The organism is Acetivibrio clariflavus DSM 19732 (assembly GCF_000237085.1).
GTDB classification, from domain to species: Bacteria; Bacillota; Clostridia; order Acetivibrionales; family Acetivibrionaceae; genus Acetivibrio; species Acetivibrio clariflavus.
Map to the genome: position 1 here is coordinate 1,040,175 of NC_016627.1, position 25,346 is coordinate 1,065,520.

Sequence of the window (25,346 nt, forward strand, 5' to 3'; positions counted from 1 at the left end):
GGCGAGGACGGGGTTTGGGGCAGAGCCCCAAGGTTTTATACTACTGCCTTAATCTCTTTGTTAATCCCAAAATAATATTCTGACGGCGTTTTATAGCCTAGTGACTGATGTGGTCTCTTGTTGTTATAATATTCAATATATTCCCTCGTTTTTTGCCGAAGTTGCTGACCCGTTTCACAATCTTCATGATAAAGCATCTCCCACTTGTAAGTTCGAAAAAAACGCTCTATCCTTTGATTATCCAAGGCTCGTCCTTTCCCATCCATTGAAATTTTTATATTATTACTCTTTAGTAATTTTATGTAATCCTCACTGGCAAACTGTTTACCTTGATCGCTGTTCATAATTTCAGGTTTACCATATCGTTTGATTGCCTTTTTTATCGCTTCTAATACAAATGTCCTATCTAAAGTATTTGATAACTCAAATCCAACAATATACCGGGAATACCAGTCTATTATAGCTACCATATACATAAATCCACGTTTAAGACGGCAATATGTTATGTCTATAGACCATACCTGGTTGGGATGATCTATATTTAAGTCTCTTAGCAAATACGGGTACAAATATTTGTTATGCAGACGTCTGCTAAGATTAGGCCCGGGACAGAAACCGTGAATCCCCATTTCCCTCATATATCGCCGTGTACGCTTCCTATTGATTTGTATGTGGTAATCCCGGTGTAGGATATTTGTCATCCTGCGATAGCCATATTCCGGATGAACCGTGTATACCTCATCAATAATACGTTTTATTAGATATTCCTCATCTGTTACCGGTACTGGCTTGTAGTAAAGGCTTGTACGATTAATACCTAACAGTTCAGCTTGCCTTTTTATGCTTAATTTCTTTTCTTCTCTCTCAATCATCTTCATGCGGTCTTCCCGGGACTTAGAGTCGGCCAGATTTTTTTTTAAGCCAGGCAACTTCATATGAAAGTTGGCCAATTTGCTTAAGCAGTTCGTCCTTCTCCTTCTCATACGACTGTTTGACCTTCTCTACTTCATCAGTTTCCTTACTGAAAACTCTGCCTGCATTGCTTATAAATTCTGCCTTCCAGCGACTTAGCTGATTAGGATGAATTTCATATTCGGCAGCTATCTCATTCAGCGTCTTTTCTTCCCTTAAGACCTCAATCACTATTTTTGCTTTTTCTTCTGGTGTAAACTTTCTTCTCGTTTTCATATTTCTATTCTAACTTATTTTGACCGTTTTGTCTGTCTTAATTTATGGTATCATTATAAAAAATTATATCATATTTGAGACATTTTATCAATTATTTGCTATTCCAGAATGGCTTGAATTTAGGCTGCATTGACAAATTTGGTTAGGGAATTTGGAGAATTTATGAAAGTGCTTTAGGTTGATTTATGAACTATTACTAATTGACAATTTGGGGCAGAGGCATTAACCTGAAAATAGTTTAATTGGTTAGACTTAAGGAGCGAGTTGCTGATGGAAAGAATAAAGATATTCGAATCAGAATACAGATTTATGAATATTATATGGGAACACTCACCAATATCAAGTACAAAGCTTGTCAAGCTTGCCAGTGAACAGCTGGGGTGGAAGAAGTCCACGACATATACCGTTATTCGGAGGCTGTGTGACCGTGGAGCTATAAAAAATGAAAACGCTATTGTTGAGCCGTTAGTAAACCAGGAACAGGTAATGCGTATGCAAACGGAAGAGCATATAGATAAAGTATATAAGGGATCGCTGAAACTTTTCTTTACAACTTTTCTTCAAAAGGAAGAACTGAATAAAGATGAAATTGAAGAACTGAAAAAAATAATAGACCGATATGAGAAGCAGGAATAAAGTAGATAAATATTTATGCAAAAGAATCTGCAAATAGGCAAAATTGAAAGCAAATTCATATTATTAATTAAGGAGAGTGGATAATATGAATTTGTATGAAAATTTACAGGGTACACCGCAGCAGCCTGATAATCCTACTGATACGCAGAGATATATTCTTGCCAAGTTTGCTCTATATCAGAAGGGCAGACCTGAAGATTTTGAATATATTAAAAAACTGACTTCACCTCCGGCAGATATTTCAACCATTGTCAGCTATGGAGAACTTCGAGGAGTAAAAATAGGGATAATTGGCGCCGGTTTGGCAGGGCTTGCTTCAGCATTTGAGCTGAGAAAAACGGGTGCAGACATAACTATTTTTGAAGCGGAGGAGAATCGTATCGGAGGAAGGGTATACACATATTATTTTGATAAAAGCAAGCAGTTGTATGGTGAACTCGGAGCGATGAGAATACCTGTCATTCATGAGACCACATGGCATTACATAAATCTGTTTAAAATTCCCACAAGACCTTTTATACAAAATAATGAGAATGCTTTTATATATCTTAAGGGTATACGGGTGAGAAATGATGCGCAAGGCAGAAATGTAATGAAATACATATATCCAAAGTATTCTCTTTCGGAATGGGAAAGAAGGACTCCCTGGCAGCAATTGGTTTATTATGGCCTGGAAAGTCCGCTTCTTCCGGCAACGCCTGAGGAAAGAAGCGAGCTGCTTCAGGTAAAGCCGTATTATAATAACTTCAATACTTACTGGGATTTTCAAAGCAATAGAAAGATAATGGAGTCCCTGGGTTTAAGCGAAGGTGCTATTAATTTAATTTCAAACCTGTCTCCGTTGGCCGGTCAGAATCTTTACAACAGTTACATAGACATAGCTCAGGCAAATTACCCTGCCAATCTGTCATTCCTTTATGAGATTTCCGGTGGAACTTCAGTACTTCCCTATACGATATATAATTCGTTGCTCAATCCCAATCCAAAAGAAGATTACCCGGGTATACCTCTACACAAGCTTGGTAAAGTAATTGTTAAAAATGGAAACTGGGTTTCGGGAATATATAGGGATAAAGAGAATGGAAGGGTAGTACTGGCCTACAGGAATAAAAAGACAAGCAAGCTGATTTTTGAAGTCTTTGATTTTGTTGTTTGTGCCATACCTTTTTCCACACTTCGTACAATTGACATAAATCCTCTTTTCAGTGGACCGAAAATGCAGGCTATAAAAGAAGTTAATTATATACCTTCGCAGAAAACTCTTATGTTATGTACCTGGCGTTTTTGGGAGGCTGGTGGTCCGGAAGAACAAATAATCGGAGGAGGATCATATACTGACCTTCCAATTACTACATTGTGGTATCCATCGGATCATTATAGAAGCTGTGTTGAACAAACTAAGTGTGAACAGAGAAGTTTTCCTTACAGCAAACTTAATTTATTGCCGAAAGATCAAAAGTTTTTGGCTGGAAAGCCTGGAGTTATGATAGCTTCATACAACTATGGCCTGGATACCATAAGACTTGCCAATCTCAGTCCTGAATTGCGCAATGAAGAGATTAAAAGAGAAGTGGAAGAAGTTCACGGACTTCCAAGAGGTTATCTGGACAGAATAGCAATTGACTTTAAAACTATGAATTGGAATGAGAATTTATGGACCAGGGGAGCACTGCCCTTTTATACTCCCGAGCAAAAAAGGTTATTCTCCTTTGTCATGACTTTGCCCGAGTATGACAATAGGGTATTCATGGCGGGGGATCAAATTTCGCCGGTTCATCGCTGGATGCAGGGTGCTCTTCAAAGCGGTATGATTGCTGCAAATCAATTGGCTATGGCAGCAAAAAGTTACAGACAGTAAAAGCCAGCACTTAAAAGTGCTGGCTTTTGCCATTTAAAGTTTAACAATATTTTATCTAAAACTCTTTTATAATTCCTAAAAGATAACTTTTCAGCAATGCATAGTCAATGGAATTTACATCGTTATCATCGTTGATATCAGCGTTTGCTAACTGTTCCGGAGTAAGCGTTGTAATACCTAAAAGATGCATTTTTAATGTTGCATAATCAATAGAGTTGATTTCTCCGTCAAGTGTTATGTCTCCCTTCATGGATGGCTTAGGCGTAGGTGTAGGTGTGGGTGCAGGTGTTTTAGTTGGGGTAGAAGGAGTTGGTGTAGTTACAGTACCGGATGTAGGTTCACCATATACGATACCTCTTCCGTTAGTTGCTACAAAAACACGCCCATAAACTCTTAAATCACCTGTAATTGAATAGTTTATTGAACCATATTGATGTTGATCATCATTAATTCTAACCCAGCTCTTAGCCATATCATCGGAACGGTACACTGCATATAAACCGTCAGTTTCACCGCAGATATAAATGGCAAGATAATCTTCTCCATCTTTAGCTTTACCGAAGCCAATTACATCACAGCGAGTAATACCTTTAACTTTATTTATTGTTTTACCCCCGTCAGTTGTGTATGAAAGGCCTGTTGAAGGACCGGGAATCCATACATGACCTTCTTTTCCGGGTACTGCTTTGATTTTGGAAGTAGGAGATTCAAGACCCTTCTGTACAGGTTTGAATGTTAAACCGCCATCTTCACTTACATAGAAAGTGTTCTTTGCATAAGCGTAGAATACTTTAGGATTCACTCTGTCGGAGCAAACGTCTGCACCGGCAGGAAGGGTATCTACAGCTTTCCATCCTCCGTTTACGTAACATAAAACTCCCTGGCTGGTACTTGTTGACCATACAAAAGTTGAACCGTCAGCGGCCACTGCTACTGTTCCGCCTTGGGCAATATCATCTTCCGAGGCTGCGGGGAAGGTGTAACTAACGTTTGGCTGAACTTCAGACCACGTTTTACCGCCGTCTTTTGACATTGCTACAGTCTTCTTTATCATTTCATATCGCTCTTTATCCCTGGTACCCACTCTTACAATGATATTTGGATTCAGCTCTGCATAGTCCAGACCTGTAGTATTGGTAAACACAGGGTTATTCATCATTAGTTCGGGTCCCTTTTTCAAATCTTTGTGTACAAAGCCGCATATATCGCCAACACCGCTTATAAGCTCTACTCCGTCAACGGGTGGGCAGATTAAACTTAAAACTGCAGTTTGCTCAATTCCGGTTGCCATAACTTCAATGTTTACGTACTTACCTTTATCCCAATCGGTTAAATTCTTTGTTCCATAGATAGTTGCACCGGTAACATACATCATTTCATCGGAATTAAACGGATTGATCTCTATATCGCCAATCATCCAGCCGAGTTTTGGTGAAGGTGAGTCCATTATTTCCATTCCGGTTATTAAACCGCCGCTTGCAGCGTTTATTGGCTTATCCCATGAAAGCCATGGCGCTTTTGATATATCCATTGTATATTTTAAATTTCTTGATGGCCAACTGCCATGTTCCCATATAGCATCCCAGGTTTTACCGCCGTCGGTTGAACGGAAAATATTATCATCCGGCCACCAGGATTCAAGGGTTGAAACTACAATTGTATCCGGATTTTGTGCATCTACACTTAAACCGCCAAATCCATAATAGTTTTCATACTTGGGTGAACCGTCCCAGTCATATCCGCTAGGAGGAGTAATATCTGTCCATTCTCCTGTGTTTGTGTCATATTTGTAAACGGCACCATCCTGGCATTGATAAGGACCGCCGCGGTCACCGTAAGTAATATATAAAATACCTTTTTTGCTTATAACTGCATGATGAGGAATTCCGATAGTCAAAGCATCGGCATTGTGTCTTTTGAAAGTGCTCTCGGTAGGTTGTCCTTCAACGGGTTTCCATGTTTTACCTGCATCATGGCTGACATATAAAGGATTCTTTTTGTCGGCTACACCAACATAAATATCCTTTGTGGGTGTTCCTTTAGTACCCTTGTCCGAATCGAACACAACAAAACATAATCCCAAGTTATCGGCAGTATATTCAAAATTTGGGTCTTCCACATAGTTTCCTACGTTGGGAAAGCTTTCGACTTTTTCCCATGTTTTGCCGTAATCGGTGCTTCTCCACAAACCATTGCCGCTTCTTGCAGCGAAATATAATATGTTGTTACTGTTGGGGTCGATTGCTAAACGTTCTCCTATGGAACGTCCCGGCATATTTCCGCCGAATTTGAATGGAAGTTCTGTCCTTTCCCAGGTCTTGCCGTAGTCTTCGGAACGCAGGATGTATCCATTCATTGAAGTCCAGCTGTTTGTATATGTACCGGCTGCAATATAGACTCTATTTGGTTCCACCGGGTCGGTAGCCAAACTTTCGCAACCGAGCAGATTCCATTCATCAGGTGCTACCCAGTCGGTAAGCGGTTCCCATTCCAGGGTTTTTTTGTTTCTTATATAAGCACCGCCCATATCGGTACGGGCATAGACAAGGCCTTCTTCGGTTGGATTGTAAATGATGCCGGTAACAAATCCACCGCCACCGCCAATTTTAACATTATCCCATTTATAAGGAACACTTGCAGCGCTATTTACAGATTGGCTCGGTGTGAGCAAAGAAGCACATGCAAAAGCTGCAATCAGAAAAAGTATTTTTATATTTTTTATTTTTTTAATATTCATTCCAGCTATCCTCCCTATTTTTATTTATTAACGTTATAAATTCTTTGAAAAAATTAATTTAATAAATTCATAATTCCTCCCTTCAAATAATTCATAATAAAATTTATGTATTTTCCTTTATATTCCTCCTTTATGCAAGAATATATATAAAATAGATAAAATCTTATAAAGTTCTTAGAGTAATCAAACGGGGCAGAAAAGCAGCAAATTATAAGCAAATAACCTTTAATATCTGCTTAGAATAGATATTCGGAAAGGGATTTTGATTTTGTGTTCATTTATTCATATTTTTTGTTCTATTTTTTATGTTTTTGAAGCTATTACAGCAGTAAATATAATTTGTGTAAAAATAGCAAAAAAGAATATGTTAAAACCGATTTTTTTGTGGTATAATGTATAGTGTATACAATATAATGTGTATAAAATATACAATCTTGGATTTGCTGGATTTTACGAAGAGCTAAATTAATGCGGTTTTATAAGCTGATTAAAATTTAAGAGCTAATCGCATATTGAAATGTATAGCTATTTTATGGAATGCAACTGGGTGAAAAGGAGGCAAGTAAATGGGTAGAAATTTTAATCAGGGAAAATGGAATAATGAGATCGACGTAAGAGACTTTATACAAAGAAACTATACACCTTATGATGGTGATGAAAGTTTTCTTAAAGGGCCTACAGATAGAACGCTGAAGTTATGGGAAAAGGTAAGCTGTCTTATGGAAAAAGAGCGTAAAAGCGGTGGAGTTTTGGATATAGACACTAAAACAATATCTACGATAACTTCACATCAGCCTGGATATATAGACAAGGAACTGGAGACAATTGTAGGGCTTCAGACGGATCAGCCGTTGAAAAGAGCAATAATGCCTTTTGGCGGAATACGTATGGTGCATAATTCGTTGAAAGCTTATGGACGCGAAATGGACCCGGATGTGGACAATGTTTTTAAATATAGAAAAACTCACAATGACGGAGTGTTTGATGCCTATACCGATGAAATGAAAAAAGCACGCCATACGGGAATTATAACCGGGCTTCCCGATGCTTATGGAAGAGGCAGAATTATTGGAGATTACCGTAGGGTTGCACTCTATGGAGTGGACTTCTTAATCGAAAAGAAAAAAGAAGCCAAGAAGAACTATGTATTTGATGTCATGGACTCGGATGTTATAAGACAGAGGGAAGAATTAAGCGAGCAAATACGTGCTCTTGAAGAATTGAAGCAGATGGCTGCAAGTTATGGTTTTGATATCAGCAAACCTGCTACCGACACAAAAGAAGCTATCCAATGGCTGTATTTTGGATACCTTGCTGCTGTTAAAGAGCAGAATGGTGCTGCCATGAGCTTAGGTCGTGTGTCTACTTTCCTGGACATCTATGCCCAAAGGGATTTGGAAGAAGGAAAATATACTGAAGAAGAAATTCAGGAGATGGTGGATCATTTTGTGATGAAGCTCAGAATGGTAAGGTTTTTGAGAACTCCTGCCTACGATGAGCTTTTCTCCGGGGATCCTACCTGGGTAACCGAGTCCATAGCAGGAATAGGTTTGGACGGAAGACATATGGTTACTAAAATGAGTTACCGTTTCCTTCATACCCTAACTAACCTTGGACCGGCACCGGAACCTAATATGACAGTACTGTGGTCAATTCGTTTGCCGGAAAACTTTAAGAGATATTGTGCAAAAGTTTCGGTGCAAACTTCATCTATACAGTATGAAAATGACGATCTCATGCGTGAAAAGTTTGGCGACGATTACGGTATAGCCTGCTGTGTTTCTGCTATGCGTATAGGAAAACAGATGCAGTTCTTTGGTGCCAGAGCCAATCTGGCAAAGGCTTTGCTGTATGCCATAAATGGTGGAAAGGACGAAATAAGTGGAGAACAGGTAGGGCCTATGACAGAGCCAATCACCACCGAGTATCTTGAATTTGATGAGGTAATGAAGCGCTTTGACTTTACAATGGATTGGTTATCCAAACTTTATATAAATACTTTGAATATTATTCACTACATGCATGATAAGTACTGTTATGAAAGGATACAGATGGCCCTTCATGATGAAGAAATTTTTAGGACGTCAGCATGCGGTATAGCAGGATTGTCTGTAGTGGTAGACTCGCTTTCAGCCATAAAATATGCCAAAGTTAAGGCAATAAGGAATGAAAATGGCCTTATTACCGATTTTGAAATTGAAGGAGATTTCCCGAAATATGGCAATAACGATCCATTGGTTGATGATATAGCTGTAAATCTTGTGAAGAGTTTTATGAACAAGCTGAGCAAACATAAAACTTATAGAAACAGCAAACCTACTTTGTCGATATTGACAATTACTTCGAATGTGGTATATGGGAAGAAGACAGGAAATACTCCCGACGGCAGAAAATATGGCGAACCTTTCGCGCCGGGAGCAAATCCGATGCATAAAAGGGATACAAAGGGATGTATTGCGTCAATGGCTTCAGTGGCGAAACTTCCCTATGATTACAGCGAAGATGGAATTTCTTATACCTTTTCAATTGTTCCCGGTGCTTTGGGCAAGACGGAAGAAGAGCGTGTACGAAATCTCTACAGTTTATTGGATGGATACTTTAGTGACGGGGGACACCATATCAATGTAAATGTAATTAACAAGGAAGTGCTTTTAGATGCAATGGATCATCCCGAAAAATATCCGCAGCTAACCATTCGTGTTTCGGGCTATGCTGTGAACTTTATAAAACTGACCAGAGAACAACAAATGGATGTTATTAACAGAACATTTCATGAGCGAATTTAGGTGATAGTTATGAATGCACTGGGATATGTACATTCTGTTGAAACCTTTGGAACTCTTGATGGACCGGGTATACGTTATGTGATTTTTCTTCAGGGGTGTCCGCTAAGATGTAAATATTGCCATAATCCTGATACCTGGGCTTTTCAGGAGGGCAGAAAAATGTATTCAACAGATGTGGTATCAGATGTCCTGAGGTACAAGAATTACATCAAGACAGGAGGGGTAACCGTTTCGGGTGGTGAACCTCTCTTGCAGCCTGATTTTGTAGCAGAAATTTTAAAGCTTTGCCATAATAACGGTATACACACTTGCATCGACACCTCGGGAATTATCCCGGTTGAGAAATGTAAAAATGCTGTGGATGAAGCAGATTTGCTGCTGCTGGATATAAAGCATATAGACACTGAAAAGTGTAAAGAGTTAACCGGTCAAGGCAATGAAAATGCTTTAAAGTTGCTTGACTACTGCCAGCAACAGGGAAAAGATGTCTGGATAAGGTATGTACTGGTTCCAGGCTTGACCGATGACAAGGAATCTTTGGAGAGGACGGCCCAATACTTAAGCGGTTTTTCAGTTATTAAGAAGACAGAAATACTCCCTTTTCATAAGATGGGGGAGTTTAAATGGAAACAATTGGGTTTGGAATATACGCTTAAAGATACTTTTGAACCTGCAAAAGATTCGATAAATGAAGCAAAAGGTATTTTTGCAAGATATGGTTTGGTATAACCGTATTATGCGGAATTATATTGAATGCCTTTTAGAAACATCCTTATAAATGTTGTATGATAAATTATTAAGAGGGAGATTTAAGGATATGGACTGTTATTTGAGCCCAGAACAAATAAAGGAATATACTGTGGAAACAGGAGTAAAGAAGGCTGAAAACGGATTAAAGAAAAGTTTTTTACTGTCGTTTATGGGAGGTATGTTTATTTCCCTTGCAGTTATCGGAAGTTTGATTGCTTCGTGTACAATAGATAATTACAGCTTATCAAGCCTTGTTGCAGGGATTGTATTTACAGCCGGATTGATAATGGTAGTAGTTGCAGGAGCCGATCTGTTTACAGGAAATGTATTGATTGTATTAGCGGTACTTCAAAAAAGAATTACTGCTTTGAAAATGGCGAAAAACCTTGCTATCACTTTTTTGGGCAATCTGGCCGGTGCGTTATTTATTGTGTTTCTTGTCCAGGGATCGGGGATTTTAAGCAATGCAAACGGAATTTTGGTTCAAAAGTTAGTTTTGAAAGCTGCACATAAGATTGAATATCCTTTTTATCAGGCATTTATATTAGGTATATTATGCAATTTGCTTGTTTCATTGGCTGTCTGGATGACGTACTCTTCAAAGGATACCGGAGGAAAAGTGCTTGTATGTATGTTTCCCATACTGCTGTTTATCATAGGCGGGTATGAGCACATAGTTGCCAACATGTACTATATTCCTGCGGGGGTAATTGCGGCTATGAGCGGTAATTATACTTCTTTGTCAGCGGTTTCATCAGAAATTCTTTCCAGTCTTACACTGGCTGGGATTGTTCGCAATTTTATACCTGTAACTTTGGGAAACCTTGTCGGAGGTCTGGTGGTAGGCTGTACGTATGCTAATATATACAAATCCAAGAGCAATGTGGGTGAATTGGTTAGCAGGATTAAAATAAGTGCATAGGTATTGGTGCTGGGAATAATGGTTTTAGGTATCCTATGATGCCTTTCTTTGTCTATATACAACTACGATAATATGTTATTGAATGCAGCTGTTAAATAATATATTATATTTATATGGTATGTTTTTGAAGCAGAGAAAGGGATGCATAGGGTAATGAAAGAATTAATGGACAAAACTAGAGAAAAATACGAAAAGAAGAGGAATAAATTTAACTTCTTTGAACGGACGTATTTTAATAAGCTTAAAAAGCCATTATGGGCGAGAAGTAGAGGCGATAGAAGATTTGATGTAGTATACAGGGATCAGGGTTTATTATACTCTGAAGGTAAAATCGTATTAGCCTCTATTTTTAAAGCCAATAGCCTTTTGTTTAAGCATGGGGAAAAAGATTGCCCCGCTGCAGTAATATTTAGTGAGGATCCCTATTTTGAAGAAAATTATTTTGAACTGGATAAAATAGTTGACTATTTAATTGACATTGCTGATGGATATAGCGCTGACTCGGAGTTTAGAAATCTGACAAGAATTTTAAATGAAGAGATGTCAGCGCATTTTAATATTTTATTACCATTCAGTATTTGTAATGGAAGAAAAGTATACTTTACGACAATTATGGTTCATAGAAAACATCTTCCTTCCAATTATTTAAAATCCGGTTGGTTTCCACTATTGGTTTGTCCGTCAAAAACAAAAGCATCAATAATTTTGCCTTACCGTTATTGGGACAGAAAACTTGTTCAAATGTGGAGAATGAAAGAACTACCGAAACGGAAATATAGAGAAACGGAACCGATATAGTATTGATTGTTAAGAGATGATAAGGAAAATAAGCTGAAATTTATTTTCCTACGAGCTGAAAAAATAAGCTGGGAGTATGTTGAATACCCCAGCTTGATTTATATATACTTATACCAATCCTAGTAGGCGTACGGTGTTGGCAACAATAAAACATATTATAATTCCGGCTGCAGTAGGTATGGCAAAGGAAGCAAAAGTCCATTTGATGCTTTGAGTTTCCTTGCGAATTGTCCACAAGGTTGTGCCGCACGGAAAGTGCATAAGTGAAAATAACATTACGCATATGCCGGTAAGCCAGGTCCAGCCATTGGAAACTAATATTTGCCTCAGATCTTCCAATTCTTCTATTTCAATCATTGTGCCTGAAGCCATATAGCTCATGAGAATAATTGGGATAACAATTTCGTTGGCCGGTAAGCCAAGTATAAAAGCCATCAAAATGTAACCGTCCATTCCCAATAGTCGGCCGAAGGGATCCAGAAAATTGGCTGCATAGGTCAATAAACTTATATCGCTGATGGTTATATTGGCCATGAGCCAAATTACAAGTCCGGCTGGTGCTGCAATAGCAACAGCACGACCTAAAACAAAAAGTGTTCTGTCAAATACCGAGCGTACAATAATTTTGCCCACTTGCGGTTTGCGATAAGGAGGCAATTCCAATGTAAAAGAAGAGGGTATCCCTTTTAATATTGTCTTTGAAAGTATAAAGGATACAAGTAAAGTCATCAAAATTCCAAACAAAACTATTCCGGTGAGGGCAAGGGTGGAGGTCAATGACTTGAAAGTACCTCCTGCAGTTCCTCCGATAAATATGGCACTTATGGCAATTAGGGTAGGGAAACGGCCGTTGCAGGGAACAAAGACATTGGTAATGGTAGCAATTAACCTTTCCCTTGGAGAATCAATGATTCTGCAGCCGATAACTCCTGCCGCATTGCACCCAAATCCCATGCACATGGTCAAAGCTTGCTTTCCATGGGCACATGCTTTTTTAAAGAAATTATCAAGGTTGAAGGCGACTCTCGGCAAATAACCCAAGTCTTCAAGCAATGTAAATAGGGGAAAGAATATAGCCATTGGCGGCAGCATAACTGAAACTACCCATGCCAGAGTGCGGTAAATGCCGAGAACCAATATACCATGGAGCCATTCGGGTGAACCCAAAGCCATAAATAGCTCTGTAAGTTTGGTTTCAATTCCAAAGAGCAAATTGGCTATCAAACTTGAAGGTATATTTGCACCCTCAATGGTGATCCAGAAGACAAGGGCTAAAAGGGCTACCATAATGGGTATGCCAAAAAGCTTGGAAGTAAGTATGCTGTCGATTTTTCTGTCCATGGAATTATAATGCTTGTTTTCGAAAGATACTACGCTCTTACTGATATCCTCCGCTATGCTTATAAGTCTTGATACTATTTTGTCACGCAGTTGTTCGGGATAAATTCCGTTATCGGCAAGGAAAGTTTTTGCTTTATCAAGAAGTTCATGCAGATCTGTATTGTCCATAAGGTTAAATCCCAAGTATTTCTCCAAGGATTCCAATAGAGCGGTATCCCCGTCTAAGAGCTTAAGAGCTACCCAGCGGTTATTGATTTTTCCGTCCACCAGTTTCCAAATTTTTGGTTGAATTATTTTTATTGCCTGTTCAATTACGTCATCATATGTAATATCGATGGATTTTGTTGCAATTTGTTTGTTGGCAACATCATGTACTGTATCCATTAATTCTTTCAGGCCTTTATTGCTTCGGGCATTGGTGGGAACTACAAGCACTCCCAATCGTTTGGATAATTCGGTATAGTCTATATGTATCTTTTTCCTTTCTGCTTCATCAATGAGATTGACACATACAACAACATTATTGGTAATTTCCAATGTCTGAAGTACAAGATTCAGGTTTCTTTCAAGGCATGTGGCATCCACTACTACTATGGTAGCATGAGGTTTGCCGAAGCATACGAAATTCCGTGCTACTTCTTCTTCGGCAGAGTTAGCCATAAGTGAATAAGTACCGGGTAAATCTATTAATATAAAATTATTGCCCTTATACCGATATTTTCCCTGTGCACTGGTTACTGTCTTTCCCGGCCAGTTTCCTGTATGTTGATTTAAGCCGGTCAGGTTGTTAAAGACTGTGCTTTTTCCTACATTTGGATTTCCTGCCAGGGCAATAATTCTATCATTAGCTGTTGTGAGTTCAATACGGAGTTCACTATCTAGTATACTTATTCCCGTCGATTGGTTGGTAAGTCCCATACTATAAATCCTCCTTACTATATAACTTGCTCCATTGGGTTTGAAACATTATTTTATGTGTATTTAATACATTACTTGAATTTAATATGCAAATTTGCTATATATTTTTAGTAAAAGGTTTGCTCCTGAAAAAATAAAGCTGGTGATTCTAAAGAATAAGTTTTATATTGCATCTCAAAAATAGAAAGTTCCTGTTGTATCCTAATGATTTGATTTGCAACTTATTTGAGATATTATAATTTTTTATTTAAACAGTTTTAGCTGAGGTAAAGATTTTCCTAAGACTAATGTATGAATGTATATATAAAAAAGTTCAAATCTGGTATGATTAGATTGCAATTAATTGGGGTAAAAATACTCTAGAAATATGGAAGGGAGTAAGGCGCTATGGATATGCAGAATGTTTTATTGGCATTGGGACTTACACTTATTGCAGGATTGTCAACCGGAGTAGGTAGTGCTCTTGCGTTTTTTACAAAAAAGACTAACACAAAATTCTTGTCTGTTGCATTAGGTTTTTCTGCTGGAGTAATGATTTATGTATCCATGATTGATATATTTCAAAAGGCTAAGGAATCCCTTGTTGCAGCATTAGGCGAGACTGGAGGTTCCTGGGCTACTGTAGGAGCCTTTTTTGCAGGGATATTCCTGATTGCAGCTATTGATAATTTTGTTCCGTCAACTGAAAATCCTCACGAGATGAGGAAAGTTGAAGATATATATAGTAAAAATGATGACAATAACAGAAGCAAGCTTATGCGGATGGGTACGCTTACTGCCCTTGCAATAGCGATTCACAACTTTCCTGAAGGATTGGCAACTTTTACATCGGCAATTAAGGATCCTTCCCTTGGAATAGCTATTACTGTTGCGATAGCTATCCATAACATTCCGGAAGGAATTGCGGTTTCCATGCCGGTTTTCTATGCTACAGGTGACAGGAGAAAGGCTTTCAGGCTTTCCTTTTTATCAGGATTGTCGGAACCGTTAGGCGCTGTTATTGGGTATTTAATTTTATTCAGAATTTTTAACGACATAGTCTTTGGAGTATTATTTGCGGCAGTGGCGGGAATCATGGTATTTATCTCAGTTGACGAGCTTTTGCCTACAGCAAGGGAGTATGGAGAACCTCACCTTTCAATATATGGATTGGTGGCAGGAATGATGGTTATGGCAGTAAGTTTACTGCTGTTTATCTAAAATTTTTTAGATTTGTATTATTGACAAAACCTATTATATATTTTAACAGTCAACTGTTTCAGAATTTAAAGTTGACTGTTTTTTATCATGTTATTAACATATACATCAAACCTTGTATATTATATTTGTATCTGCTTTGACGGAAAGTAAAAATGGAAGTATTTATAAAATTGTATAATTTTTATACTATAATTCAGACTATAAAATAATATGGAAAAGTCTTGATTGTAATTTGGAGGTTGAATGATTAACTCTTTTGAACCTATTGTAAATAAAAACTGCAAAATACTGATTTTAGGAACAATGCCGGGGGTCCAATCCCTTAAAAGGCATGAGTATTATGGAAATGATAGAAATGCTTTTTGGAAAATAATATTTTCCTTGTTTCAACAAAAATTAAGCAACGATTATGAGCAAAAGAAGGAGTTTTTGCTTAAAAATAGAATAGCTTTATGGGATGTTCTTAAAGCATGTAATAGAGAGGGAAGTTTGGATAATGATATTAAAGATCCGATACCCAATAATTTTGCAAGTTTTTTTAAACAGTATCCAAACATAGAGACAGTGTACTTTAATGGAGAGCCGGCTGAGAAGTTTTATAGAAGATTAGTTGGTGTGAAGAATTCTGATATTTTCTTTCACAGGCTTCCGTCGACAAGTCCTTCCAATGCAGTAAAGTTTGAGGAGAAATTAAAGTACTGGAAGCCTATATTGCTTATGCTAAAAGGAATTCAATCCTGTGATATAGAAAGTATTGAAGTATTTTTAGATTACTCTTGTGAATTGAAAATAAATATTAAAAAAATGAATGGATTTTATGTAACTGAGGACACTGAAAATAATCTAATCGGGAAAAGGAATTTAGCTTTTTCCGAAAAGGCTTTAATACAGTTTATTCATCGACTTTATGAGAATAGGGTCTTTTCATGGGAGAAAAGTAATAAACCTGAAGTTGAAAAAGTCGGCGGACCAAATTGGAGGGTAAAGATAACATGCATGGATGCGGTTTATGCTTATACCGGCAGTAATAAATATCCGAGACAGTGGAAAGATTTTTGCAAATCTGTACAGAGTTTGATTGAAGAACCCTTTGGATGAAAAAAAGAATCCATAATAAAATAAATCTTTTTTTCATATGTAAACTTTTTGTTTACTCAAATTAATTCGGGGTACATAAAAAAGGGGCAATTGGATTTGGAGAAGATTTATTGCCATAAAAATTCAATTAATAATTTATAATAGTATGGAGGTAATGGAAATGAGCGAAAAAAAGACTTTGGAAAATTTAATGGCGGCATTTGCCGGAGAATCTCAAGCAAACAGAAAATATCTGGCGTTTGCAAAAAAGGCTGAGGAGGAAGGAAAATTAAACGTTGCCAAATTATTCAGAGCTGCAGCTGAGGCAGAGACAATTCATGCAATGAAGGAACTGGAGTTGGCAGGAAAGATTAATTCTACTGAAGAGAATTTAAAAGCTGCAATTGCCGGAGAAACCTATGAATATGAAAAAATGTATCCTGAATTCATTGAAGTGGCAAAACAAGAAGGAGAAAAAGCTGCAGTAGGAGCTTTCACATTGGCTCTAAAGGCAGAAGAAGTTCATGCCAAATTGTACAAGGAGGCATTGGATAATATAAATAGTACAGAAGAAGTTTTCTACTATGTCTGTCCTGTATGTGGAAATATAGAAAAGTTTGTTCCTGAAAAATGCAGTATTTGCGGTGTTCCCGGCGAAAAATTTATTAAGTTCTAATAAATCGATTAACACGCTTACATACCTAATTATGATGTTGGAGAGATGCTTTCCACTGTCTCTCCAATATTTTTGCTTATAATCTTTATGCTATTAGTTTCCTAGGTTTTTAACACATTGGACTATTGTTAGATATAGTTTTTAAAGGTTTAGTTATATGGTATAAGACTAATAGCCACAAATCAGGGGAATTTTTAATTAAATACTATCCAAATCATAACAGTGTGATTTGACAGGATTTTTGCACCTTGCAAATACTCCATACTTACTTAAAGCTGCAATTAATGGATAACCATCTTTTTTACATTTGAGACTGTTTTGAAGTATGTATGCTTCCACAAAGCTTTTGTCTAAAAGGTGTGTATGTCTGCAAGAGGGATAATTTGAACAGCCCAAAAAGTGGGATTTGCCTTTTCTTAGTACCATTTTACCACCGCACAGTTTACATTTTATATTGCAATTTTCAATAAATGAAGTAAAACCGATATGGTCAGAAGTGAAACTTTCTGAAATAGAGTTCCGGTATTTATGCATTTCCAGCAAAGATGCTATTGTGTCGGCAGTTTTTTTGCCTGTGAAACGGATAACAGGCCAAATGGTTATAGGAAGAGCTGTATTGTCCGAGATAAATGAAGTGTTCATTACCGGAACTCCGTACCAGATTATACAGTTATCAATAATAGTAATAGGTGCCCAGGCAAAGGGATTTTTATGACACAATTTTGATAACTGTGGTGTTAATTTGTATGGATTTTCAGACCTTACCAATACCTTTACTCCACGACTTCTTGCTGCATAAAGGATATCGGCAATTTCTTTTTCGTTTATTACATTACCTTGAGGGATATCCATAAGAATTTCCTTTTTAGAGCTTTTAATATCTTCTAAGAATTGTGAAAAGCATTGTGAACCATTATACCATTTCATATTTTCCGATATAAGATTATTTGAGCACATATCCAGAAATTCGTTTCCTGAACATGACTTGCCCTTTTCCTTTATGTAATAAAACAAATTCCTTAGTAAAGAGTTGTCTAAAGCTAGTTTATTATTCCAATAACTAAGATTGGAAACTACAATAAACTTTCCACGAGCGCGTGTAACTGCAACATTTATCAAACGTAAAGAGGCACTGTTTTTATTTGTAGTAAGAAGTATTCCGGGACTTTTCTGCCGATAACTCTCTACACAATCAAAAATTATTACATCTTTTTGGCTACCCTGAAATTGATGGACTGTTGAGCAGGAAATCTCGTCTTGGTTAATGTCTAAATCTTTAATCATGGAGCGTATAAGTTGCGATTGAGTTGAATAAGGAGTTATTATACCAACATTGGCTTGACCGTTATGTAATGCAATTAAACCTGTTTGAAAAGAGACCAAGGCACTTAGCAAGTTATACCTTGAGTTATCACTGCTTTTAGCACAAATATTGCAAGTTCTGGTTAAGTCTATCAATGCAAGAGCATAGTCTTGAAAGGGAGGCTTTTGTATAATACTTTTACGTTCTAATTTTACATTGGGATGATCACATAGATTCATACTGTAAATTCTGCTGTTTACAAAGCCTGAAATCATTGGATGCATTCTTCTTTGTTCCTCCAATAGTACCATCCATGGATGAGATATTCCCTTATCTAAGTTGTCAGGAATATCTAAGTATTCGTATATATCTCTAAGTAGCCATTTTTCAACAAAGGAAGTGTTGCATTGAACAATTGGAGATAACTGGCGAAAATCTCCAAAGAAAATAAAGTGTTTTCGAGCTAATGCTGCAGCAAAGCAGATTTGAGGTATATATGCCATGCTTGCTTCATCCAACAAAACCGCATCAAAGTTTGAATTTTTATATATTTCTGTATCTATAGTTGCTTTTGAGATTGTAGTAGCTAGAATTTTTGAATTTTGAATTAATTCATTTTCATGGCTATGAATTTGTTTGCGTATTTTTTGCAATTCAATTTCTATATTGAAAATTCTGTTGTTATTTATTTCTTTTGATTTTAGTGTTTCTTTTTCTGCTTCTAATTCTTTTTTTCTTTGGTGTAAATCGGGATATTTTTCCATGATTAGCATATTAGAAATCAATTCTGGTTTGTTAGCTAGTTCTTTTTTTCTAGGATAGCCATATCGCAATAGTTCGCCCTTATATATTGCTAATTCATTTTCATTTAGCAATTCATATATTTTAAGGACTGCTTCATCAACGGCTGCGTTACTATGTGAAATAATTAAAATCCTATTACCTTTAATAAAATGCTTAATAGCTATATTGGCAAGGGTATGTGTTTTACCAGTTCCCGGGGGTCCCCAAACAATTGTGATTGGATTATATAACGAAGAAATTATAGCTACTTCTTGGCCTTTTTTCATTTTATTATTATTTTCAGCTGTTCTATTACCTTCACACATTAATTTATATACCATATTACGGTTAAATTGCGGATGATACTTTAGTTCTTGAAGTCTTTTCATCAATTCCTCTAATAGCTTCCATGGTTCACAAATAAACTCTGCTTTTTGTATATTTTTTCCAAGATGTTCTTTTATGATAATGGTTATTTCAAATTCAATACATGAGAGAATTTCTCCTGTATAATCTCTCCCGTTGAATTTCAGGCGAACTGGGGAACTATCGGGCATATATAGTTCAACGTCCGTTTCAAAGGTATATGCAAAAATAAGAGAATTACTATATATAAGCTTACCATTATATATTTGATATTTTTTTCCTCCTTCATTTTTTAGATAAGCAATTTCTTCTGAAATAGCTGAACAGAATTGAAATATATAGTTTGATAAGTTTTCCAAATTCAATTTACTCACCTGTAAATTTAATTTTTTTTACTTTTAAAGAATATCGGAAAAATATAGAGATTAATTAATCAACTTTCGCGCGTGAATAATGTGCACTGAACATTGAAAAATCAATAGATTTGGGCAATAAAAAAGTACAAGAACCCCCTTCTATGTGATATAATAGAAGTGCCCAAACCCTATTAAATCGACAATTTGGAGGTTCTTGAACATGTCTATTGTATCACAGAAGGTTAAGGAAGAAAATAGATTTTCTTTGACAGTTGATAACTTTTTCAAAATGTTTTCTGTAGGCTATCTGTTAAAAAAGTCAAACGCATATAAAGATAAAGGTATTCCTTGTCTTACGGTATTCAAAGTACTGTTTGAACTTGTTTTTACAGGCAAAAATCTGTTTATGAACTATAAAGCAGAAAGCTTTGATATACCATTTGCAAGGGATGTGGTCTACAGATTCTTAAATTCCATACATATCAACTGGCAAAGATTTTTATATTTGCTTTCTGCAAAGGTCATAAATCATCATATCGATAGATTAACGTCAGATGAACGGGTTGATGCCTTTGTAATTGACGATTCCTTCTACAGTAGGACAAGAAGCAAGTCAGTTGAGCTTTTAAGTTGGGTCAAAGATCATGCTGACGGCAATAAGAATAAAAAAGGCTTTCGTATGCTTACACTTGGTTGGACAGACGGTAATTCATTTATTCCTGTGGCCTTCAACCTTTTAAGTTCAACAAATCCAAGGGTTTGCATTAATCCAGCGAAAAATACTATAGATAAAAGAACCGTTGGTTTTAAACGCCGACAGAATGCCTTAGCCACTTCACCGGAATCTGCTCTGTCTATGCTGGAACAAGCAGTTGCTACCGGTATTAAAGCAAAATATGTTTTATTTGACAGTTGGTTCTCCTTTCCGGCTACTATTATCAAAATTTGTAAGATGAATCTTAATGTGATAGCTATGGTAAAGGATACTCCCAAGATTTACTATAACTTCAATGGTGAAAAAAATCATTGAGAGAGATATACCGAACTGTCAGGAAACGTAGAGGAAGATCAAAATACCTTGCTTCAGTTATGGTAGAATTACACGATAAAGAAGGAAACCACATTCCAGCAAAAATTGTCTTTGTCCGTGACCGAAGAAACAAGAGTAAATGGCTAGCTCTCATATCTACAGATACTAGTCTTCCCGAGACAGAGATAATCAGGATATACGGAAAACGCTGGGACATAGAGGTATTCTTCAAGATGTGTAAGTCATACCTTAAGCTGGCTAAGGAATTTCAAGGTCGTTCTTATGATATGATGGTTGCCCATACAACTATTGTTTTTTCAAGGTACATTATGTTAGCGGTTGAGAACCGCAATAATACTGATTTACGCACTATTGGTACTTTGTTCTACTATTGCTGCGATGAACTTGAGGACATTAAATTCCATGAGGCACTGCAGCTTATAATAGAGGCTTTAAAAACTACTTTACAGGAAAAACTGCTTTTGACAAAGGAAACAGTCAACGAGTTTCTCAACTACTTTGTCACTTGTTTGCCTGTTCATATCAAGGCAAAGCTATCAGTTGTTTCCTGCGAAAGTTGATTTAATTACTTATATTTGGTTTTGGTTGATAATTTAAAAGATAAAATGTTGTGAAGCATTATTAAATTATTACAGTGTGAATTCTATCAATATGAGTATTTCAATAGGATTATTATAAAAAATTTCATTTTGTTGTTTTTGCAACAGAATATGTTATTTAAAAGTATTATACTATAACTAACGGTGAGCGAAATGGTGTTAAACAAATACTTAACATCACTTTAGGCAATGAAAAACTACAGAGGACTATTGTGGATGATATACATTACGTCTACAAAATTTTTTGTATATTTGATGGATTACTTGTAGAACAGTACTTAAACTTAACGGTTTATGTGACTTTTTATGGCGACATTATTGATAAGCTCCCGTATCGAAAAACTATTAAAGGAGGGTCTGTTATTATGAGTATGTTTTGTTATCAATGTCAAGAATGTGCAAAGGGTACAGGATGTGAAATCAGAGGTGTTTGCGGCAAAAGCGAGGAAGTTGCAAAGCTGCAGGATTTATTGATTTATACGGTAAAAGGAATTTCTGAGATAGTTGTCAAAGGTAAACTGGCTGCAGTAGACCTTGGAACTGTAAATCATGAAGTATTGAAAAGCCTATTTATAACCATTACCAATGCCAATTTCGATGAGGCATCTATAGAAAAACAGATAAGAAAAATGCTTTCCATAAGAGACGATTTGAAAAATAAAGTTTCCGGCATTCAACTTGGAGATGCGGCAAACTTTGAAGTGACCGGCAGGGTATCTATGCTTGAAAAAGCCTCGAAAGTAGGTGTATTGGCTACTGAGAATGAAGACATCCGCTCTTTGAGGGAATTAATAACATACGGGATAAAAGGTATGGCAGCTTACACATATCATGCACTTAACTTGGGTAAAGAAAAGGCTGAGATATATGACTTTATATATGAATCTTTGGCAGCTACATTGGACAACACTTTATCTGCCGATGACCTGGTGGCTCTGACTATGAAAACGGGTCAATTTGGTGTAACTGCAATGGCACTTCTTGATGAAGCCAATACATCAAAGTATGGGAACCCCGAAATTACAAGCGTTAATATTGGCGTTGGGAAGAATCCGGGTATATTGGTTTCCGGGCACGATCTTAGCGATCTTGAGCAACTACTGGAACAGACAAAAGGAACGGGTGTTGATGTGTATACACACAGTGAAATGCTTCCGGCACATTATTATCCTTTCTTCAAAAAGTATGAGAATTTTGTCGGGAACTACGGCAGTTCATGGTGGAAGCAGATTGAAGAGTTTGAAACCTTTAACGGACCGATTTTATTTACAACAAACTGTCTTGTACCGCCAAAGAATGAAGAAGTGAGAAAGAGAATATTCACCACCGGTGCTGCGGGTTATCCGGGATGCACACATATTGAAGCCGATGAAAACGGCAGAAAGGACTTTACTCCGATTATTGAAATGGCTAAGAAATGCAAAGCACCGACAGAAATTGAAACCGGAAGTATTGTAGGCGGTTTTGCTCACGCGCAGGTTCTTGCTTTGGCAGACAAGGTTGTTGATGCGGTTAAATCCGGTGCAATTAAGAAATTCTTTGTTATGGCCGGCTGTGACGGCAGAATGAAATCAAGGGACTACTACAGGGAATTTGCAGAAAAACTTCCTAAGGACACGGTTATTCTTACTGCAGGATGTGCCAAATACAGATACAACAAACTTCCATTGGGAGATATAGACGGTATTCCAAGAGTTTTGGATGCCGGACAGTGTAATGATTCCTATTCCCTTGCAGTTATTGCCTTAAAGCTTAAAGAGGTATTTGGGTTAGATGATATAAACGAGCTTCCAATTGCATATAACATTGCCTGGTACGAGCAGAAAGCTGTAATTGTACTTTTGGCACTGTTGTATTTAGGTGTTAAAAATATCCACCTTGGACCGACATTACCCGGATTCCTGTCACCAAACGTGGCAAAAGTTCTTGTGGATACTTTCGGTATAGCCGGCATAGGAAATGTGGATGACGACATAGCAATGTTTATGGCATAATAAATATAGTGGTGTTAATTTTCCTGACAATCTAAAGATGATTGTCAGGGGAGTGTTCCACCTTATGGATGAAGGTTGAGAAAGCGAAGGAGCTAAAAAAAGCCCTTTGCTTTTTTGTTTTATCTTTGTTGAGCAATTGATAAAAACTATATTAAAAATATTTTTTGTGAAAAGATGAGGAGGAAAGGATAATGTGTAAAAAGAGTGAATTAATAAATGAAATGATAAGATATTACGCAGGAGACGTAAAAAGAATCAATCATTTTATGAAAGTATACAGCTTTGCAAAAACAATCGGTGAGATGGAAAAGCTTGAGATTGAAAAACAGGAAGTATTGGAATTGGCAGCAATTGTCCATGATATTGGAATAAAGGTCAGTGAGCAAAAATACAATTCAAGCGCGGGAAAATACCAAGAAATTGAAGGGCCTTCCATTGCGAAGGAATTTTTGCAAAAGCTGGGATATAGTGAAAAGGTTATATTGAGGGTGTGTCATCTTGTTGGACATCATCATACTTATACAGCCATTGACGATGTGGATTTTCAAATTCTTGTTGAAGCCGATTTTTTGATAAATATACACGAAGAAAATATGGATAAAGATACAATTTATAAAATCCGTGACAACTACTTTAAAACAAAAAGCGGAATAGATTTCTTAAATAAGATGTATCTAAGTGATTTTTTAAATAGTTCAATAAATTCCAAAACCTTGTCGGGTGAAGTTTAGCTTGGCAGATAACTAAGTAGTATTGAAAACGGTGGATATAGGTACTCAAAAGAATTATATATAAATATTATTGATAAAAAGTGAAATGGCAAAACTGAGATTGTAAGAAGGTTTTCTTTGCTTTTACTATTACAGATAAAAACTGAACAATATTATATGTAAATCATTAAAATGGCAGATGGCATCCTTAAAAACTAAGTTTTTGATTTGAGTATTATTGGAATGTTATTGCTAATAATAAATAAGGACTAATAACCTAAACTGACTCTGCCACAAAATAAGAACGAATTATTTGCAGGATTTTTAAAGAGGATGTAGAAGAAAGATTTAAATTATTATCGGAAGGAGCTATATAAATGGAGAACAAGGAACAAATTAAGAATATGGGAAACTCTGATGAGATAACCAGGGAATATTTTGATTCACTTTTGGTTGAAATGAGACATATAGATTCGGTAATACCTTCTACAAAGCTTGAATTATATGGAGAAACCTTTGATACGCCTATTATGACAGCTGCACTATCCCATTTGCACAATGTATGTGAAAACGGAATGGCGGAAATGGCAAGAGGAGCATTGGCTGCAAATGCGGTTACCTGGGTTGGCATGGGGGATGAAGCGGAACTTGAAAGTATAGTCGCAACCGGAGCTAAGACAATAAAAATTATTAAACCTTATGCCGACAATGATTATATCTTCCGCAGAATTGAGCATGCAGAAAAATGCGGAGTAATGGCAGTTGGTATGGATGTGGACCATTCTTTTGCGGAAAACGGGCAATATGACAATGTTTTCGGGTTAAAAATGTCCTCTAAATCTCTTAGCGAAATAAGAGAGTTTATAAAAGCCACAAAATTGCCCTTTATAATAAAAGGGGTTTTGAGTGAACAGGATGCGTATAAAGCTTTAGAGGCTGATGCAAAGGGTATTGTTGTGTCCCATCACCATGGAATTATGAAATACGCTGTTCCTCCTTTAATGATATTGTCTAAGATAGCAAAATTAGTTGACGGTAAAATTCCTGTTTTTGTGGATTGCGGAATTGTAAGCGGTATGGATGCCTTTAAAGCATTGGCTTTAGGTGCAACAGCAGTTTCAGTAGGCAGAGCCATTATGAAACCTCTTTCTGAAAAAGGAGCAGAAGGTGTAAAAGATAAGATTCTGAAAATGACAGAAGAATTGGCAGGAGTTATGGCAAAGACCTGTTCACCGGATCTTGCGCACATTGACCCGTCAGTAATATGGCACAAGAATAAAATAATGTAATTTTAATT

Annotated in this window: 16 protein-coding genes and 1 pseudogene; 13 read left to right on the top strand and 4 right to left on the bottom strand. The window is 36.8% G+C overall.

Going from position 1 to position 25,346, the window contains the following annotated elements; translation table 11 throughout:
• Positions 1 to 35: 35 nt before the first annotated feature.
• Positions 36 to 1,188, bottom strand: a protein-coding gene (locus CLOCL_RS04370) for an IS3 family transposase (RefSeq protein WP_027622199.1) whose coding sequence is annotated in 2 segments (ribosomal slippage) — positions 36 to 920 and positions 922 to 1,188 — 1,152 coding nt in all. Because the reading frame shifts where the segments join, the coding sequence is not laid out codon by codon here.
• 270 nt (positions 1,189 to 1,458) lie between these two features.
• Here CLOCL_RS04370 and CLOCL_RS04380 point away from each other — a divergent pair.
• The gene (locus tag CLOCL_RS04380) at positions 1,459 to 1,824 is read left to right on the top strand and encodes a BlaI/MecI/CopY family transcriptional regulator (RefSeq protein ID WP_014254202.1); all 366 of its coding nucleotides are present in this window, start codon (positions 1,459 to 1,461) and stop codon (positions 1,822 to 1,824) included.
• 85 nt (positions 1,825 to 1,909) lie between these two features.
• Positions 1,910 to 3,682, top strand: coding sequence for a flavin monoamine oxidase family protein (locus CLOCL_RS04385; protein ID WP_014254203.1), 1,773 nt, complete (start codon positions 1,910 to 1,912; stop codon positions 3,680 to 3,682).
• Between the two features lie 55 nt (positions 3,683 to 3,737).
• Here CLOCL_RS04385 and CLOCL_RS04390 read toward each other — a convergent pair whose 3' ends face one another.
• Positions 3,738 to 6,419 carry a VPS10 domain-containing protein gene (locus CLOCL_RS04390; protein ID WP_014254204.1) on the bottom strand — a complete coding sequence of 894 codons (2,682 nt, stop codon included), beginning with the start codon at positions 6,417 to 6,419 and terminating at the stop codon, positions 3,738 to 3,740.
• A 566-nt stretch (positions 6,420 to 6,985) separates the two neighbouring features.
• On the opposite strand from CLOCL_RS04390, the gene pflB reads away from it, so the two are divergent.
• From pflB to CLOCL_RS04410, 4 genes are all read left to right on the top strand, one after another.
• Positions 6,986 to 9,205 carry a formate C-acetyltransferase gene (gene pflB / locus CLOCL_RS04395; protein WP_014254205.1) on the top strand — a complete coding sequence of 740 codons (2,220 nt, stop codon included), beginning with the start codon at positions 6,986 to 6,988 and terminating at the stop codon, positions 9,203 to 9,205.
• Positions 9,206 to 9,214: 9 nt separating this feature from the next.
• The gene (pflA, locus tag CLOCL_RS04400; RefSeq protein ID WP_014254206.1) at positions 9,215 to 9,934 is read left to right on the top strand and encodes a pyruvate formate-lyase-activating protein; all 720 of its coding nucleotides are present in this window, start codon (positions 9,215 to 9,217) and stop codon (positions 9,932 to 9,934) included.
• Between the two features lie 88 nt (positions 9,935 to 10,022).
• On the top strand, positions 10,023 to 10,877 hold the full coding sequence (locus tag CLOCL_RS04405) for a formate/nitrite transporter family protein (protein WP_014254207.1): 855 nt from the start codon (positions 10,023 to 10,025) through the stop codon (positions 10,875 to 10,877).
• A gap of 153 nt (positions 10,878 to 11,030) precedes the next feature.
• On the top strand, positions 11,031 to 11,675 hold the full coding sequence (locus CLOCL_RS04410) for a hypothetical protein (protein WP_027622639.1): 645 nt from the start codon (positions 11,031 to 11,033) through the stop codon (positions 11,673 to 11,675).
• A gap of 108 nt (positions 11,676 to 11,783) precedes the next feature.
• Here the strand turns inward: CLOCL_RS04410 and feoB are convergent, their stop codons facing one another.
• Positions 11,784 to 13,934 (bottom strand): ferrous iron transport protein B, encoded by a 2,151-nt coding sequence (feoB, locus tag CLOCL_RS04415; RefSeq protein WP_014254209.1) that lies wholly within the window; start codon positions 13,932 to 13,934, stop codon positions 11,784 to 11,786.
• A 387-nt stretch (positions 13,935 to 14,321) separates the two neighbouring features.
• Here feoB and zupT point away from each other — a divergent pair, with 387 nt between their 5' ends.
• From zupT to CLOCL_RS04430, 3 genes are all read left to right on the top strand, one after another.
• Positions 14,322 to 15,134 (top strand): zinc transporter ZupT, encoded by an 813-nt coding sequence (zupT, locus tag CLOCL_RS04420; RefSeq protein WP_014254210.1) that lies wholly within the window; start codon positions 14,322 to 14,324, stop codon positions 15,132 to 15,134.
• 243 nt (positions 15,135 to 15,377) lie between these two features.
• Positions 15,378 to 16,232, top strand: a complete 855-nt coding sequence (locus tag CLOCL_RS21460; protein WP_014254211.1) for a DNA-deoxyinosine glycosylase — start codon at positions 15,378 to 15,380, stop codon at positions 16,230 to 16,232.
• A 160-nt stretch (positions 16,233 to 16,392) separates the two neighbouring features.
• Entirely contained in the window at positions 16,393 to 16,887 is a 495-nt protein-coding gene (locus CLOCL_RS04430; protein ID WP_014254212.1) for a rubrerythrin family protein, read from the top strand.
• A 198-nt stretch (positions 16,888 to 17,085) separates the two neighbouring features.
• Here the strand turns inward: CLOCL_RS04430 and CLOCL_RS04435 are convergent, their stop codons facing one another.
• Entirely contained in the window at positions 17,086 to 19,704 is a 2,619-nt protein-coding gene (locus CLOCL_RS04435; protein WP_041714931.1) for an AAA domain-containing protein, read from the bottom strand.
• 211 nt (positions 19,705 to 19,915) lie between these two features.
• Between CLOCL_RS04435 and CLOCL_RS23775 the strand changes: the two are divergent.
• From CLOCL_RS23775 to CLOCL_RS04455, 4 genes and pseudogenes are all read left to right on the top strand, one after another.
• A pseudogene (locus CLOCL_RS23775) lies at positions 19,916 to 21,306 on the top strand (IS4 family transposase).
• A gap of 404 nt (positions 21,307 to 21,710) precedes the next feature.
• Positions 21,711 to 23,339, top strand: coding sequence for a hydroxylamine reductase (hcp, locus tag CLOCL_RS04445; protein ID WP_041714934.1), 1,629 nt, complete (start codon positions 21,711 to 21,713; stop codon positions 23,337 to 23,339).
• 191 nt (positions 23,340 to 23,530) lie between these two features.
• On the top strand, positions 23,531 to 24,070 hold the full coding sequence (locus CLOCL_RS04450) for an HD domain-containing protein (RefSeq protein WP_014254215.1): 540 nt from the start codon (positions 23,531 to 23,533) through the stop codon (positions 24,068 to 24,070).
• A gap of 356 nt (positions 24,071 to 24,426) precedes the next feature.
• Positions 24,427 to 25,338, top strand: coding sequence for an alpha-hydroxy acid oxidase (locus CLOCL_RS04455; RefSeq protein WP_014254216.1), 912 nt, complete (start codon positions 24,427 to 24,429; stop codon positions 25,336 to 25,338).
• The last annotated feature ends 8 nt before the right edge of the window (positions 25,339 to 25,346 follow it).

Excerpts from the sequence above, each read along its gene's own strand:
- CLOCL_RS04380 (WP_014254202.1), top strand. The coding sequence starts at position 1,459 with ATGGAAAGAATAAAGATATTCGAATCAGAATACAGATTTATGAATATT.
- CLOCL_RS04385 (WP_014254203.1), top strand. The coding sequence starts at position 1,910 with ATGAATTTGTATGAAAATTTACAGGGTACACCGCAGCAGCCTGATAAT.
- CLOCL_RS04390 (WP_014254204.1), bottom strand. The coding sequence starts at position 6,419 with ATGAATATTAAAAAAATAAAAAATATAAAAATACTTTTTCTGATTGCA.
- pflB (WP_014254205.1), top strand. The coding sequence starts at position 6,986 with ATGGGTAGAAATTTTAATCAGGGAAAATGGAATAATGAGATCGACGTA.
- pflA (WP_014254206.1), top strand. The coding sequence starts at position 9,215 with ATGAATGCACTGGGATATGTACATTCTGTTGAAACCTTTGGAACTCTT.
- CLOCL_RS04405 (WP_014254207.1), top strand. The coding sequence starts at position 10,023 with ATGGACTGTTATTTGAGCCCAGAACAAATAAAGGAATATACTGTGGAA.
- CLOCL_RS04410 (WP_027622639.1), top strand. The coding sequence starts at position 11,031 with ATGAAAGAATTAATGGACAAAACTAGAGAAAAATACGAAAAGAAGAGG.
- feoB (WP_014254209.1), bottom strand. The coding sequence starts at position 13,934 with ATGGGACTTACCAACCAATCGACGGGAATAAGTATACTAGATAGTGAA.
- zupT (WP_014254210.1), top strand. The coding sequence starts at position 14,322 with ATGGATATGCAGAATGTTTTATTGGCATTGGGACTTACACTTATTGCA.
- CLOCL_RS21460 (WP_014254211.1), top strand. The coding sequence starts at position 15,378 with ATGATTAACTCTTTTGAACCTATTGTAAATAAAAACTGCAAAATACTG.
- CLOCL_RS04430 (WP_014254212.1), top strand. The coding sequence starts at position 16,393 with ATGAGCGAAAAAAAGACTTTGGAAAATTTAATGGCGGCATTTGCCGGA.
- hcp (WP_041714934.1), top strand. The coding sequence starts at position 21,711 with ATGAGTATGTTTTGTTATCAATGTCAAGAATGTGCAAAGGGTACAGGA.
- CLOCL_RS04450 (WP_014254215.1), top strand. The coding sequence starts at position 23,531 with ATGTGTAAAAAGAGTGAATTAATAAATGAAATGATAAGATATTACGCA.
- CLOCL_RS04455 (WP_014254216.1), top strand. The coding sequence starts at position 24,427 with ATGGAGAACAAGGAACAAATTAAGAATATGGGAAACTCTGATGAGATA.